Consider the following 14,400-nt stretch of genomic DNA (forward strand, 5'->3'; position numbering starts at 1 on the left):
CACCGGCTCTGCTGGAAAACAATGAACTACCGCACTAAGGCTTTAACTGCGCTAGATCGCCACTGGCGCTTTGATATGCGGATGAGCCTGATAGTCTTGCAGTTCAAAATCGGCAAAGGAAAAGGCAAAAATGTCTTTCACTGCCGGATTCAGCTTCATCTGGGGCAATGGATATGGCGTCCGGCTCAGTTGCGTTTCGACCTGTTCTAGGTGATTCAGATACAGATGCGCATCACCAAAGGTATGGATAAAATCACCGGGGGTCAGGTCACAGACCTGAGCCACCATCAAAGTCAGCAAGGCGTAGCTGGCGATGTTAAATGGCACGCCGAGGAAAATATCTGCGCTGCGCTGATACAGCTGACAAGACAATTTGCCGTCATTGACATAAAACTGGAACAACGTATGGCAAGGTGGCAGCGCCTGTTTGCCCTGCGCTGCGTTTTCGCGCGGTGAGAACTGCGTATCCGGTAACAGCGCCGGATTCCAGGCGCTGACGATCAGCCGGCGCGAATCCGGGGTGCGTTTGATATCAGTAATCAGTTGACTGATCTGGTCGATCACCTGGCCATCGGCACCTTGCCAGCTGCGCCACTGCGCACCATAGACCGGGCCGAGTTCACCTTCGTCAGTGGCCCAGCCATCCCAAATCGACACGCCGTTGGCTTTCAGATAACCGATATTGGTATCGCCCTGCAAAAACCACAGCAGCTCATGAATTATCGATTTCAGATGGCACTTTTTGGTCGTGACCAATGGGAAACCTTCGGCCAGATTAAAGCGCATCTGATAACCAAACACACTAATAGTGCCGGTACCGGTACGGTCTGTTTTCCGGTGCCCCTGCTCCAGCACATGGCGCATCAAATCCAGGTACTGTTTCATGCTTTGCTCCCTTCGCGGCGATAACCCCAGACAATCAAGGCAATACCACTGAGGATCATCGGCATACAGAGCCACTGCCCCATCGACATGCCAAGGCTGAGGATACCAAGATGCGCATCCGGCTCGCGGAAAAACTCAATGCCAAAACGGAAGGTGCCATAACCCAACAGGAACAGACCACCGACATTGCCAGCCGGCGGATTGCGTTTTTTGTACCATACCAACAATAAAAACAGCACTATGCCTTCAAAGAAGAACTCATACAGCTGACTCGGGTGACGCGGTAAAGGGCCCGCGCCCGGAAATAACATAGCCCAGGGCACCTCTGCAGTGCGGCCCCACAATTCACCATTAATAAAGTTACCAATCCGACCGGCGCCAAGACCCAGTGGCAGCAACACGACAACAAAATCACCAAGTTGCAGATAACTTTTGTTGAATTTCCGGCTTAGCAGCCACATCGCGGTCAGCACGCCCAGCACACCGCCGTGAAACGACATGCCGCCTTCCCAGGTGCGGAACAGATACAGGGGGTCTGCCAGAAACTCGCCGAAATTGTAAAACAGCACGTAACCGACGCGGCCACCCAGCACGACGCCGAGGAAGCCATAAAACATCAGATCGCTGACCTGATCCCGCGTCCAGCCTGAGTTCGGCTTATCGGCAGCACGGTTGGCCAGATAATTGGCCATAACAAAAGCAATCAGATACATCAGCCCGTACCAACGGATACTGAGCGGACCCAGGCTGAAAATCACCGGGTCAATTTGTGGGAATACCAGATAAGATGGCGACATTGGACAACTCGTCAGCAGATAAAAAAATAAAGGCCACATGATACGAGAACCGGCGCGAAAGCCAAGGGCTTTGTGCCGGATCTAGCATTGCAGCCGATCAGGCGCGTAACTGATTCAACAGCTGTTTCTGATCAAGAAAACGTTGTACCAGCACTCTGACCTGTTTTGGCGACTGGCAGGCCAGCACGTCCGGCAACAACAACCGCAGTTCGGCTAAATCAATCCGGCGCAATAACCATTTGATTTTCGCCAGATTGCTGTGGTTCATACTAAAACTGTTAAAGCCCATCGCTGCCAGCGTCAACACGCCCAGCGGCTCACCGCCAAGCTCGCCACAGATACTGATCGGAAACTGCAAACCATGTGCTTGTTGGCCTAACTGATTCAGTGCCCGTAATACCGCTGGATGCATCGCATCGTATAAATTACCGACGCGCGGATTATTTCGATCAACCGCCAGCAGGTACTGGGTTAAATCGTTGGTACCGACCGAACAAAAATCGACTTTTCGTGCCAGTTCAGGCAGCTGAAACATGATGGACGGCACTTCAATCATCACACCGACTTTCGGTTTAGCGACGATATTCTCACCATTAAACTCGTCGTCGACCTCAAACCAGGCCTGCCGGATCAACCGCAACGATTCGTCTACTTCAGCCAGATCAGAAATCATCGGCAATAAAATATGCAGACTGTTGTAACCGATGTTTGCTTTGAGCATGGCGCGGATTTGCACCAGGAAAATTTCCGGATGATCGAGTGTCAGCCTGATCCCGCGCCAGCCTAAAAACGGATTTTCCTCTGAGATTGGAAAATACGGCAACGGTTTGTCCCCACCGACGTCCAAGGTCCGCATCACTACGGATTTACCCGGGTAGCCCTGAAACACTTTGCGATAAAGCTCAACCTGTTCCAGCTCGGTCGGGAAACGACTACGCATAATAAAAGGAAATTCAGTCCGATACAGACCGACGCCGTTGGTGAATTCCGACTGCGTCGTTTCAATTTCAATCGCAAGGCCCGAATTCACCATCAGACTGAAATTCTGACCACAACTGCTTTGCGCCGGCAGATGTAATTCTGACTGATAGCGGGCGCTCAGCTCTGCATCTTTGGTAATCAGCTGACGATATTCCTGACAAATCGCGTCAGCCGGTGACACCAGAATGTGGCCCTGATAACCATCGACAATCAGGCGCTGACCTTGCCATTGCATTAAAGGCAACTCGTCAACGCCCATCACGGCAGGAATACCCAACGCGCGCGCCATAATCGCAGCGTGAGAGTTCACCGAGCCTTTTAATGACACGATCGCGACCAGTTGTGCCCGCGGAATTTCAGCCAGCATCGACGCTGTGACATTTTCGGCGACCAGCACGACTTGCGCTGGCAGACGGTGCTGACGTTGTTCAGTTTCCAGCAAGTGGTTCAACACCCGCTGTCCCAAATCACGAATATCAGTACCACGTTCACGCAGATAAGGGTCGTCCATATCATCAAACTGGCGGGCAAAGCGCTCGACGACCAGCTTCAGCGCACTCTTGGCACACCAGCCGAGTTTGATTTGTGCTTCTATTTCATTGCCAAGACTGGCAGCGTCCAGCAACTGATGGTAGACATCAAAAATAGCCAGCGCATCGGCAGGTAAATGCCCGCTCATCCGCTCGGCAAGGCGATTAAACTCGGCTTTGGTGACTTTGACCGCCCGGTAAAACCGGTTTAGTTCTTTTTCCGGATCGTCACTGTGTTTCAGCGAAATCGCATCAAAATCACTGGCTGGTTGCAGAATATAACCTTCACCAATCGCAATACCCGGCGCACCGATCAAGCCTTGCATCTGACTGTTTTGCTGCGACGATGAGGTGCCGGCCGACACTTTGCGCATTTCCGCGTTAACCAGCACAGACGCCAGCTGCACTCCCAATGTCACGAGGAACGACTCTTCATCTTCATTAAAAATGCGCGAATCGGATTGCTGTATGGTCAGTACACCCAGAACTTTGCGGTGATGGATAATCGGGCAACCTAAAAAAGCGGAGAAACAGTCTTCAGAAACTTCGGGAGTAACTTTAAAGCGTGGATGCAGATGGGCCTGCGCCAGATTAATCGGCTCTTCGCGCTGGCCAACCCAGCCGATCAGACCTTCAGAAAAACCGATGGAGACTTTGCCGATCGCATCCGGATTCAGTCCGTCAGTAGCCATCAGCATAAAATGTTGTTGTTCGTAATCAGCGAGGTAAACCGAGCAGCATTCGGTGCGCAGCGCGTGTTTCACGTTGCGGACCAAACCGGCCAAAGCGCTGTCCAGCGAAGGCTCCTGAGCTACGTCCTGCACGATGCGTCGCAACTGGCTGAGCATGTCTGACCTCACATAACAACAAATGCCAGCCACAGGCTGGCATTTGTTTATTTCTTTTTAACTTCCCGTCGAACAAAAGGTAAAGCGATTGGGGCAAACTCTTTCATGACTTTCCGGTAAACTTCCCGTTTAAAAGCCACAACTTGCCGCACCGGGTACCAATAACTGACCCAACGCCAGTCATCGAATTCAGGATGCGTGGTTTTCAACAGATTGACATCTTCATCCCGGCAGGTTAACCGCAGCAAAAACCATTTTTGTTTTTGCCCGATACACACCGGGTTTGAATCCCGTCGGATCAAACGCTTCGGCAGTTTATAGCGCAACCAATGTTTGGTGGTTGCCACTATTTCTACATCTGCCGCGGTTAATCCAACTTCTTCATGGAGTTCCCGATACATCGCTTGTTCTGGCGTTTCGCCGTCATCAATGCCACCTTGCGGGTACTGCCATGAATGCTGTCCGTATCTGCGAGCCCAAAACACCTGTCCCTGGTGATTACAAATCACTATACCGACGTTGGCCCGAAAGCCTTCGGCATCGATCACACAAACCTCTGGCTTGTTTACAACAGCGTTACCCTGATTCTTTCACAAAGTGACAGGGACAGCAAACTGAATTTCAGTCTGTCGCGACTCGAGTTATCCACAACTTGGCATTTATACAGTATGCCTCTGTGCACTTTTACACAGAGACTGTGCATATAACTGTGTATATCCATGTTCTTATCCCTGAATAACTCATCACGCCACGATAAAACCAGAGATTTACGATATTAAAATACATTACTTTTCATGCATTTAGGTCGCTTTTTTTTACATTAGAAGTCGCACTACTCTGTGCATAAGTTGGATTGCTGATAAATTCGCCAGAAAGATCCGCATGAAAATGTTAGTGTGTTCAGAGTGATACACGGATTTTGATATGCGCCCTTCTCCCCCTGCTTCCACTGCTGAATTATTGCACCGCGCTCATACGCTGGCGGGTCTGACCCTGAATGAACTGGCCGACGAATTGCGGCAAATTTTGCCTGCCGATCTGCGTCGTGACAAAGGGACAGTTGGCCAACTAATGGAACTTGCCCTGGGTGCCAGTGCCGGTTCCAGGGCCGAACCCGACTTCCCGCATTTAGCGGTTGAACTGAAGACTTTGCCGGTCGACCGCAATGGCAAACCGCTGGAAAGCACCTATGTCTGTGTAGCGCCGATGACAGGCGCAACTTTGCAGCGCTGGCAGGATTCCTGGGTCTGCCGAAAACTGCAACATGTGCTGTGGGTCCCTGTACTGGCCGCCCGGGATATTCCATTAGGTGAACGGATGATTGGCCGGGCGTTTTTATGGCAACCCGACGCACAGCAACAACTGTTGCTGCAGCAGGATTGGGAAGAATTGATGGATTTACTGGCGCTGGGTGGCCTTAACCAAATCCGCGGTGCGCACGGTAAGGTTCTGCAGTTACGGCCGAAGGGTGCCAACAGCAAAGCACTGACTCAGGCAATTGGGCCCGGCGGCGAGCCAGTCCAGGCTCTGCCACGCGGGTTTTATCTGAAAACAAGTTTTACCAGTGAAATCCTGCAACAGGCGACAAGTCGTCTTTAATGCACATAACGCTGAATGATACTGTTGTAGCGGCCATCGGCTTTTATCGCGGCTAACGCCTGATTAAATGCACTGACCTGTTCGGCTTTTACCGTGGCTTTGCTGAACATCACAAACACATCGGTATTGCCCATTGAAATAGAATGAGCGCCAATTTGTTTGTCGAGGCCTTTGCGTCTGAGCATCGCATGGCCGACAAAACTGTCTTCCAGCATGCCATCGATATCCTCATCCAACAGCCGGGCCAGATTCAGTTCACCCAATGATGCTTCAATAAACTGTTGTTTCAAGGCCGCCTGATTGTATAAATCCGCAAACTCAGCGCCGTAGTAGTATTCACTGATAATGCCCACTTTTTTACCGGCACCAATAAATTCTGCCAACGAGTTTTGTGGATAACCTGCAACGTCCGCAGAACGGACAAACAACACAAATTGTTCCTGCCGGTATGGGTCGGAAAAATGCGCATATTCCTGCCGGGCTGGCGTGATAGATGCGCCAAGCAACAAGTCGACAGTTCCAGCTTTCAGCGCACTGATTAATTCAGTCCAGCTGCCTTGTTGTGCGTTGATTTTGCAGCCCATTTGCTGCGCTATCGCTTCCACTAACTCAATATCAAGACCAGATGGTTTATTATCCAGTGCCGTGTATTGGTAAGGTTCCCATGCCTCAAAGCCAAGCTTCAACTGGCACTGCGCCGCCTCAGGAGCGGCGGTATTGGCTGCAGCAACTGCTGCGGGTGTTTTGACTTCTGGTGTGGAACTGCTGGCTGGTTTGGATTCTGACTGGGCAGACATTGGCGCCTGAGGGCCGCATGCTGCAAGGACGAAAAGCACGGATATAAAGCACACAAAACCTGAAGATTTCATAACTTGCCCCGTCGATTTGACTCGTTCTGAGCAAGCTTAGTGCATTTCCGTCACCTTGCATCTGATCTGCCGAAGCTGTAGATAAATATTTACGAAGTCACGGAAAAACCTCGGGAAATAGCTGGCCTGGTGCTAAAAACAACTGTGGACTGATGTTCAGTCAACCAGTTGCCAGACCTCTTCAATCACTTGATCTTTATCGGTCCGGCGTTGTGTCAGCAGACCCTCTTCCAGTTGCCACTGATAAGCCAGACTGCTGCGGGTATCCGGTTTAAATCCGGTGTATTCGCGGTACAAATCAGTACTGAGTTCAATCAGGCCGGCGGTGGCACTGATAACTTTGCCATCGTCCGCCGTCGTAATACGACTGAAATGACGGTTTGCCACAATTTTCAATGATTGCAATGCCTGCGCCGATGCAGACACTGGCAGTGGTTTTCCGGCTGCATCAAACTGACGTACAGATACCAAGCGCCAGGTACCGTCCAGTACAGACGCCTGTTGCTGAAATTTTTTATCGGAATTAGTCAGGGCCAGTCCGTAAAACAGACTAGAGCTAATCAGCAGTAATCCCAGCAGGAACCCCGAGTATAGATTTTTCAAGCTAAGCCTCAGATTTATAATATTTTTGTTATTCTCAAACCGAGTGTACCCAGACTTGCGCGCGAATAGCAACCAGTTGACATTTTTGCCAGAAAATATCAGATTTTCGTCAGCTTTTCTTCCAGCAATGCCAGCAAATTGCCATCAGGATCGCGGAAAAAGGCCAACCACAAATCATGATCCCCCATCTGAGCCACACAATGCGGCGCCTTTTCACCGACAATGTCCGCTGCCAGTAAGCGCTGATATTCGACTTCAATCTGCTGACACTGCAAATACAGCACTGAGTTTTGCCCAACCAGACCAGCCCCTTGAGGTTGCGTCAGCATTAACCGCACAGGTCCAAGCGCCATAAATGCCAGCTGCGCAGCAGGCTGAAACAACAGCGGCAGGCCCAATTGCTGAAAAAAGACCACAGCCCGTGGCACATCAGAGACTACATAAGCCAATTGTTTCAGGGCACTAATAGTTGCTGTCATATTTAAACCTGTCTGTCAGAACAAAATATCAGCCTGAACATTTCTGCCAGACAGGTCAAGTCATTAAGGGCGGGAATAACGCAAAATCCGCTGCAGTACACTCAGATATTGCCGGCCAAAACTGCCACTGTTGTATGGGATGCCGTGTCGCTGTGCAATAGCCTGTACTGCGTGACTCAAGGCCGGATAACGCCAGGCCGGCAGATCGGGGAACAGGTGATGCTCAATCTGACAACTGAGGTGGCCGGTCAAAATATGCAGCCAGCGCGGTCCGGTAAAATTGGACGAGCCGAGAATTTGCCGGTAGTACCAGTGCCCGCGACTTTCATCAATGCAATCTGCCGGTTGAAACACTTGCGTTTGCCCGGTGAAATGACCACAAAAAATCACCGTGGCAGTCCACCAGTTCCGCAACAAATTGGCGGCCAAATTGCCAAGCAGTACCGGCAACGCCACCGGCCAGCACAGCAACGGATAAATCAGATAATCTTTCAGCAACTGCCGGCGAGCTTTCGTGAAAAAAGCCGATTTTAGTTGTTGATCAGATACCTGACTGTGACGATCCGCTTTTTTCCGACCGAAAAATACCCGTTGTGCGGCCAGTTCGTGATAAGCGATCCCCCACTGAAAAAACGTACTTAACACCAGATACGTCAGGAACTGCCAGCTGTTTTGTAAGCGCCAGCGCAGATCGGCCGAGAGTCGCAGCAGACCATAACCAAAGTCCCGGTCCAGACCGATAATGTTGGTATAAGTATGATGTTCAAAGTTGTGTGTGCGTTGCCAAGATTTGGCATCACAGGCAATATCCCATTCATACTGTTGAGAATTTAGCCGCGGATGTCGCAGAAAATCATATTGCCCGTGTAATACGTTATGGCCGATTTCCATATTGTCGAGTATTTTTGCCAGCGCCAGTAACAGCACGCAAGGCACTAACCACCACCAGCTGAACCAGCACAGCAGCATCCCCAACCGGCCACACAGCGCCGCACAGCGTTGCCAGAACATCAGTTGCTGCAAATATCGGGCGTCGGCGTGTCCCAGGCGGCTTTTTTCCTGGCGCAACAACTGGTCAAGCTCCGATGCCAATGATTCGAGTTGCAGCGCATCCGGCTGCGGATTTTGTGAATGATTCATCAGACTATTAACCCTTCGCTACTTAATTCCACCGGACTGACCGCCTCACTGATACACAGTTGAATGCGGCCTGCACCGGCATCCGATAACTCACCGGTCAGCAGATTGCGCACCACGCCGCTGCTTTTGTCACACAGGCACTGCATACAGACACCACGCCGGCAGCCATAGCGCAACACCAGACCGCTTTGTTCCGCCCGCTGTAAGATAGAGCCTTGCCCAACCAAATCATGTTGTTGCCGACCCAGCACTAATCGCACCGGCTGACTGGTTGCTGCATTGCGCTGGATCAAACCAAAACTCTCTGCAATAACTTGGGTTGGACTGACACCTCGCGCCAAACATGCGGCCCGAAGATCCTGCGTAAACTCGGTCGGACCACATAACAGAAAATTACCGTGGAGCTCTGGCTGTAGCTCTGCAAATAAGCGTTCTGGTGTCAGCCGTCCCCTCACCGCAGAATCCCACAGGACTAACTGCAACAATGGAAACTTTGCCTGCAATGCTGCCCAGTGTTCAGCAAACAGTAATTGCTCAGTACCGCGATAGCTGTACACAAACAGCACTGGTACCGTGAGACGGCTCAGTGAAGTCAGCATCGAAAAGAATGGCGTGACACCACTGCCGGCTGCGATCAGGCAAGCTGCGCTGTCCTGAGAAAAAGCAAAATCGCCAGTAGGGGCTCCCAGATGGACATAGTTTCCAGGCGTTAATTCGCCACTCAGCGCGCCGGTAAAACGGCCCTGCGGCTGAATTTTCACCGCCAGCTCAATTTCACGCTGGTCATGCAATTGTTGCACGCTGCTACAAATACTGAAGGTCCGTTCCGTCGGTACGCCGCTGATATTTACCCGCAATTGCAGGTGCTGCCCAGGCGTAAATAATGGAAATAATCTACTCACTTTCAGCTTTAGCCGCAGACAACCGGCCTGAGGTTTGATTTGCAGCACTCTGGCCGCATAAAACCCGGCATTGAACCAAGGCAACAGCCACTGGATCAGCGGTTCGGCGGCGCCGGTAAAACTGGATTGGCGAAATAACATCTGACACAGTTCTGTGTGGATGCGACGGTAAACAGCAGACATAAAAAATCACTGAATCAATTAATTTCAGCGCACATTTGTACTCTTAAATAGCAAAAAACACTAGTGGTAAAACCAGTTAAGATTTTAACTCATTGTTTTTATACTGCATTTAAAAAATAAAAACTGAATTTAATTTTCAATAAACATTAATTTCAGAGTACACATGTAAGTTTTAAGCGGAAAATCATCACACAATAGTCCTGCGATGCGACAGCCGGCATGCAGACTGAGCCGGACTGTTCGGCCATAAAAAAAGCAGCCCGAAGGCTGCTTTTGCTGAAATCCATTGAAATCAGGCCAGCACAGCCAGCGCAGCTTCATAAGAAGGTTCATCTGCCGTTTCTGCCACTTGCTCGGTATGCAGTACTTTGCCGTCGGTGTCGATCACTACGACGGCACGAGATAACAGGCCACGCAGTGGACCATCGGCAAATGTCACGCCATAGTCCTGACCGAAGCTGCTCCGGAAACTTGAACCGTTTTGTACCGCTTCCAGCCCTTCGGCACCACAAAAACGCGCCTGAGCAAACGGCAGATCAGCAGAGATACATAACACTTTAGTGTTTTGCAGGCTGCTCAGCGCCTGGTTAAATTTGCGCACTGAAGTGGCACAAGTGGGCGTATCAACACTTGGGAAAATGTTCAGTACCAGACGGCTGCCGGCAAAATCGGCCAGAGACACGTCGGCCAGACCTGCACCTGTCAGCACAAAATCAGCTGCCTGGCTGCCCACTGCCGGCAGATTACCAACTGTCTGAAATGGATTTCCTTTTAACGTTACGGTCGCCATATCGATTCCTTAAATTTCCGAGTGACACTCAGTTGTATGAATTGCCAAAACCTTTTTTCGGTTTTTGCGGTTTTTGTTGCCGGGTCACCGGCAGTTTAATCTCAACAGCGCCAGTGGCCGGCAATGTCAGTGCTTGCAGCGCAACGTCACTGTCCTGCCACGGATGCCAGACTTTGAGCTGATAGGTGCCTGCGGGGACATCAGCAAACTGCGCAGAACCATCAGCCCGGCTGACCGCCAGATAAGGGCTGTCGCCAACATAGACATAGGCCTGCATGTAATCATGAATATTACAGCCAATGGCGATAATACCTGATTTATCAAACAAAACCGGTGCTTCCGGCTTGCCGGCGTATAGCTTCAGTTCAAATACTTTCGCCGGTGAAAATGAATAAACATGGTGACGGGTTTTGTCCTGATTTGGAAACTCAACGGCGGTACCTTTTTGCACTGCCGAGACAAAAGGCACAAAGGTCAGATCTTTTTGTGCCAGTTCAGCCGGTGTTTTTAGTATTGGCGGATTGGGTAATTGCAGCTCAGCCACCGCGTCTTCCAGTGGCACACCCTGCTGATCAGTGATGCGGATTTGCAGCGGATCTGCCACAGTCACGGCTGCCTGCAGCAGACAGGCACCACACAACAATTTGTTCAGAAAGGTCATCTGGTCGCTCCGGGTAGACGCCAACAGGGTGCTGGTACGCAAGCGATGACCAGCTGGTTCAGCCGGCAGTATAACAGTCTGAAATCTATCCGAGTGCGGAAATTTTTCCGGCTTTTTACCGGTATACCTGCAACAAAGGTTATAGTTTCCAATTATTTGATGTCTACCCGGAGCTCAGCATGAGCAGATTGATGTATCGCGCCTTTCCACAGCTTTGTCTGATCACTTCGTCATTGCTGCTGGTTGATCACGGCCATACGGCGGAATTAACCCCCTGGCTGGAACTGCAGGCCAAAGCAGAGTTTGGCTGGGTACAACACAGCGAACAAAACAACAATCTGGGCCCGTGGTGGCAACATGGTACCGGGCAATTAGCTAGCAGTGATGACCGGCTGACCACAGGACCAATCCTCGCGGCACTCCAGATCAACAGCGACAGCGCGTTTTCCGCCCGGCTGCATCTGAGTCAGCAATCAGCCTTGGACGGAGCCAGTGGCATCACCGAAGCCTGGCTGCAGTATCAGCCATTGCCCATTTACGGCTACCGGCTGAAAGCCCGCGCCGGTTGGTTTTACCCGGCATTGTCGCTGGAAAATACCGACATCGTCTGGAGCTCGCCTTATACCAGCACGTTTTCGGCAATCAACAGCTGGTACGCTGAAGAACTGCGCGCTAAAACACTGGAGCTGAGCCTGAGCCGGCCGGGCCGCAGTTTTGCCTCCAACCACAGCTGGCAAGGGGTGCTTGGTGCGTTTCGTGATAACGACCCGCTCGGCACCTTGATTTCCTGGCGTGGATTTGCCGTGCATAACCTGCAAACCCGCATCGGTGGCCGGATTGATTTTGCCCACTACCCGAGCTTGCGGCGATTTCCACTGGAACTTCAGCCCGATTGGGTCGAGCCGTTTGAGGAACTCGATGGCCACACCGGCTGGTATGGCGGTCTGCATTATCTGTATCAGCAGGATACGGAAATCAGGCTCTACCATTATGATAATCAGGCCGACCCTACCGTATTTGTCAAAGGACAATATGCCTGGCTGAACCGCTTTAATCAGCTGGCCGTGCAACAACAACTGAGTGAAAGATGGCGCTTGGTCAGCCAATGGCTCGATGGCCATACCGAAATGGGCTATGACACTGTGCTGGTGGATTATCGCGCTGCTTTTGTCTTGTTGAATTATCAACAGGATCTGTGGCAGGCCAGTCTGCGCTACGACCACTGGCAACAATGGGATCGCGACCAGACCCTGGGTGATGACAATAGCGGCCGTGGCCACAACTGGACTGTTGCATTGCAATATCCTTTGTCGGCACAGTGGACTGTACTCGGCGAATTCAGCCGGCTGAACAGTCATCAGGCTTCACGTGGTCAGTGGGATAATTGGCCGTTACAACGCAATTTTTATCAGAGTCAGCTGAGTCTGATCTGGCGGTTTGACTAGGGCTTGTTGTCTACACAAGCACCGCAGCGCACATTAAGACAACACCAGCCAGACACCGACGCCAAACATCAGCGCCGCGGCGATACGATTCATCAGCCGGGCGTTGCCTTCTTGCATAAACAGCACCCGCAGCGCTTTACCACCGCTGGCATATAACAACAATGAGGCAAACTCCAATAGCAGGATAATCGCCAGCAGGACAGTCAGTTGCGGCCAGAACGGCAGACTGGCGTCGATAAATGGCGGCAACAGCGCCATATGAAAAGCCCAGCCTTTGGGGTTGGACACTGCGGTAATAAAACCCTGCATAAACAATTCACGGCGTGAACTTTGCTGCGCCTGCCCAGGCTCCGGGATCGCCAGTTTGCCTTTGCTTTGCCACATCTGCAGCGCCAGATAGCCGAGGTAAGCACCGCCCAGCCATTTAAATGCGGTCAATAAGCCCGGCATGCCCAGCAACAACGCCGAGACGCCAAGCACTGCCGCCATGGCCACCAGTGCGACGCCAAGCAGTTCTCCGACCATCATCCATAAGGCCCGGCGCACGCCCTGGCTGATGCCGACCGTTAGTGCCAGTGTCATACACAGGCCCGGCGTGATGGAGACAAATAAAAAAGTCGGAATAAACAAGCCCATCAGGCTCAGATTGATCAAGATAAAGACTCCTGTTGCGGGTCTGGCCGTGGTGGCCCAAACAACACCTGAATTTTAGCGCGCACGCCTTTGGCATCGCGGGCAGCGCTCAGCATACGCCGCCATTCGTGGAAAGTGATCGTCAGTGGGTTAACGGATTCAAAATCTTCGGTGATACCAAAACGACAAGGGATCGCGGCGTGTTCCGGCTCGAAGCTGCCAAACAAACGATCCCAAATCACCAGCACGCCGGCGAAATTCTTGTCGATATACTCGTCGTTGCAGGCATGATGAACGCGGTGCCAGGCTGGCGTGTTCAGCACATAACCAAGCCAGCCCCAATGCTTGCCCCAGCGCGTGTGTACAAAAAACTGAAAACCCAGATTAATCGCAACCACCGCCAGCACCAGTTTTGGATCAAACCCCAGCAACACCAATGGCAGCCAGAATAGCCACATCCCGGATAACGGATAGGTCAGACTTTGACGAAACGCCGTGCTGAAATTCATCAGCCGCGAGCTGTGATGCGCCACATGCGACGCCCAGAGCCAGCGTACCCGGTGTGAGGCGCGGTGAAACCAATAATACAGAAAATCCTGCAGCACAAATAACAGCAATAAATTCAAAGCCGTAAATGGCAAATCCAACCAGGCAAATTGATGTAACCAATAAAACAGTGGTAACAGCAGCAATAAGGACAGCGCATCACCAGCCTGATGCATCGCGGCCAGGACCATATTCGCCAGTGAATCGCGCCACTGATAAATCGCCAGCTTGCGGCGGGCACTGTGATACCACTCATAGCCGATAAACAGGAAAAACACCGGGCTTAACAAAATCAGGATCACTTCTACCGGAACCATGCACACCACACTGCAGCTAAAAACCGAAGTTTTTACTCTAACATGACGCTTTTGCCTCCTGCACCTTTTTTGGCTGTTGCTGCACCAGACTGGTACCGGCAGCGGATGCTCATTCAAGCAGGCAAATCTTTAATGTTAAAAATCAATACGATAAAAAACTATCTTTCTGGAACGCCCCTTGCTGCAGTACAG

Annotated in this window: 15 protein-coding genes; 2 read left to right on the forward strand and 13 right to left on the reverse strand. The window is 51.3% G+C overall.

Annotated elements, in window-relative coordinates; genetic code table 11:
* Positions 1–51: 51 nt before the first annotated feature.
* From ATY27_RS04850 to rppH, 4 genes are read right to left on the reverse strand one after another with little or no spacing between them, the layout of a single operon-like run.
* Positions 52–885 carry a thymidylate synthase gene (locus tag ATY27_RS04850; protein WP_208930930.1) on the reverse strand — a complete coding sequence of 278 codons (834 nt, stop codon included), beginning with the start codon at positions 883–885 and terminating at the stop codon, positions 52–54.
* The gene (lgt, locus tag ATY27_RS04855; RefSeq protein ID WP_244151288.1) at positions 882–1,721 is read right to left on the reverse strand and encodes a prolipoprotein diacylglyceryl transferase; all 840 of its coding nucleotides are present in this window, start codon (positions 1,719–1,721) and stop codon (positions 882–884) included. The genes ATY27_RS04850 and lgt overlap by 4 nt, the downstream gene beginning before the upstream one ends.
* A gap of 58 nt (positions 1,722–1,779) precedes the next feature.
* Positions 1,780–4,041 (reverse strand): phosphoenolpyruvate--protein phosphotransferase, encoded by a 2,262-nt coding sequence (gene ptsP, locus ATY27_RS04860; protein WP_208930929.1) that lies wholly within the window; start codon positions 4,039–4,041, stop codon positions 1,780–1,782.
* Positions 4,042–4,088: 47 nt separating this feature from the next.
* The gene (gene rppH, locus ATY27_RS04865) at positions 4,089–4,589 is read right to left on the reverse strand and encodes an RNA pyrophosphohydrolase (RefSeq protein WP_208930928.1); all 501 of its coding nucleotides are present in this window, start codon (positions 4,587–4,589) and stop codon (positions 4,089–4,091) included.
* A gap of 376 nt (positions 4,590–4,965) precedes the next feature.
* Here rppH and mutH point away from each other — a divergent pair, with 376 nt between their 5' ends.
* A complete protein-coding gene (gene mutH / locus ATY27_RS04870) occupies positions 4,966–5,640 on the forward strand; it encodes a DNA mismatch repair endonuclease MutH (protein ID WP_208930927.1) in 675 nt (224 codons plus the stop codon).
* Here the strand turns inward: mutH and ATY27_RS04875 are convergent.
* The 7 genes from ATY27_RS04875 to ATY27_RS04905 form a co-directional block, all read right to left on the reverse strand.
* Positions 5,637–6,437, reverse strand: coding sequence for a transporter substrate-binding domain-containing protein (locus tag ATY27_RS04875; protein WP_208930926.1), 801 nt, complete (start codon positions 6,435–6,437; stop codon positions 5,637–5,639). The two genes, mutH and ATY27_RS04875, sit on opposite strands and share 4 nt — an antisense overlap.
* A 228-nt stretch (positions 6,438–6,665) precedes the next feature.
* On the reverse strand, positions 6,666–7,112 hold the full coding sequence (locus ATY27_RS04880; protein ID WP_208930925.1) for a hypothetical protein: 447 nt from the start codon (positions 7,110–7,112) through the stop codon (positions 6,666–6,668).
* 98 nt (positions 7,113–7,210) lie between these two features.
* A complete protein-coding gene (locus tag ATY27_RS04885; protein ID WP_208930924.1) occupies positions 7,211–7,591 on the reverse strand; it encodes a VOC family protein in 381 nt (126 codons plus the stop codon).
* 63 nt (positions 7,592–7,654) lie between these two features.
* Positions 7,655–8,731 carry an acyl-CoA desaturase gene (locus tag ATY27_RS04890; RefSeq protein ID WP_208930923.1) on the reverse strand — a complete coding sequence of 359 codons (1,077 nt, stop codon included), beginning with the start codon at positions 8,729–8,731 and terminating at the stop codon, positions 7,655–7,657.
* On the reverse strand, positions 8,731–9,816 hold the full coding sequence (locus ATY27_RS04895; protein ID WP_208930922.1) for an FAD-binding oxidoreductase: 1,086 nt from the start codon (positions 9,814–9,816) through the stop codon (positions 8,731–8,733). Before ATY27_RS04895 ends, ATY27_RS04890 begins: the two co-directional genes overlap by 1 nt.
* Before the next feature lie 292 nt (positions 9,817–10,108).
* Positions 10,109–10,606, reverse strand: a complete 498-nt coding sequence (gene tpx, locus ATY27_RS04900) for a thiol peroxidase (RefSeq protein ID WP_208930921.1) — start codon at positions 10,604–10,606, stop codon at positions 10,109–10,111.
* A gap of 28 nt (positions 10,607–10,634) precedes the next feature.
* Positions 10,635–11,267, reverse strand: coding sequence for a methylamine utilization protein (locus ATY27_RS04905; RefSeq protein WP_208930920.1), 633 nt, complete (start codon positions 11,265–11,267; stop codon positions 10,635–10,637).
* A gap of 179 nt (positions 11,268–11,446) precedes the next feature.
* On the opposite strand from ATY27_RS04905, the gene ATY27_RS04910 reads away from it, so the two are divergent.
* Positions 11,447–12,712, forward strand: coding sequence for a hypothetical protein (locus ATY27_RS04910; protein WP_208930919.1), 1,266 nt, complete (start codon positions 11,447–11,449; stop codon positions 12,710–12,712).
* A gap of 33 nt (positions 12,713–12,745) precedes the next feature.
* On the opposite strand, the gene ATY27_RS04915 is transcribed toward ATY27_RS04910, so the two are convergent.
* Positions 12,746–13,366 (reverse strand): LysE family translocator, encoded by a 621-nt coding sequence (locus ATY27_RS04915; protein ID WP_208930918.1) that lies wholly within the window; start codon positions 13,364–13,366, stop codon positions 12,746–12,748.
* Entirely contained in the window at positions 13,363–14,208 is an 846-nt protein-coding gene (locus ATY27_RS04920; RefSeq protein WP_208930917.1) for a sterol desaturase family protein, read from the reverse strand. The genes ATY27_RS04915 and ATY27_RS04920 overlap by 4 nt, the downstream gene beginning before the upstream one ends.
* Positions 14,209–14,400 lie beyond the last annotated feature (192 nt).

It is taken from the genome of Rheinheimera sp. F8, assembly GCF_001518915.1.

Excerpts from the sequence above, each read along its gene's own strand:
- ATY27_RS04910 (WP_208930919.1), top strand. The coding sequence starts at position 11,447 with ATGAGCAGATTGATGTATCGCGCCTTTCCACAGCTTTGTCTGATCACT.
- ATY27_RS04895 (WP_208930922.1), bottom strand. The coding sequence starts at position 9,816 with ATGTCTGCTGTTTACCGTCGCATCCACACAGAACTGTGTCAGATGTTA.
- mutH (WP_208930927.1), top strand. The coding sequence starts at position 4,966 with ATGCGCCCTTCTCCCCCTGCTTCCACTGCTGAATTATTGCACCGCGCT.
- tpx (WP_208930921.1), bottom strand. The coding sequence starts at position 10,606 with ATGGCGACCGTAACGTTAAAAGGAAATCCATTTCAGACAGTTGGTAAT.
- ATY27_RS04885 (WP_208930924.1), bottom strand. The coding sequence starts at position 7,591 with ATGACAGCAACTATTAGTGCCCTGAAACAATTGGCTTATGTAGTCTCT.
- ATY27_RS04920 (WP_208930917.1), bottom strand. The coding sequence starts at position 14,208 with ATGGTTCCGGTAGAAGTGATCCTGATTTTGTTAAGCCCGGTGTTTTTC.
- ATY27_RS04875 (WP_208930926.1), bottom strand. The coding sequence starts at position 6,437 with ATGTCTGCCCAGTCAGAATCCAAACCAGCCAGCAGTTCCACACCAGAA.
- ATY27_RS04850 (WP_208930930.1), bottom strand. The coding sequence starts at position 885 with ATGAAACAGTACCTGGATTTGATGCGCCATGTGCTGGAGCAGGGGCAC.
- ATY27_RS04905 (WP_208930920.1), bottom strand. The coding sequence starts at position 11,267 with ATGACCTTTCTGAACAAATTGTTGTGTGGTGCCTGTCTGCTGCAGGCA.
- ptsP (WP_208930929.1), bottom strand. The coding sequence starts at position 4,041 with ATGCTCAGCCAGTTGCGACGCATCGTGCAGGACGTAGCTCAGGAGCCT.
- lgt (WP_244151288.1), bottom strand. The coding sequence starts at position 1,721 with ATGTGGCCTTTATTTTTTTATCTGCTGACGAGTTGTCCAATGTCGCCA.
- ATY27_RS04890 (WP_208930923.1), bottom strand. The coding sequence starts at position 8,731 with ATGAATCATTCACAAAATCCGCAGCCGGATGCGCTGCAACTCGAATCA.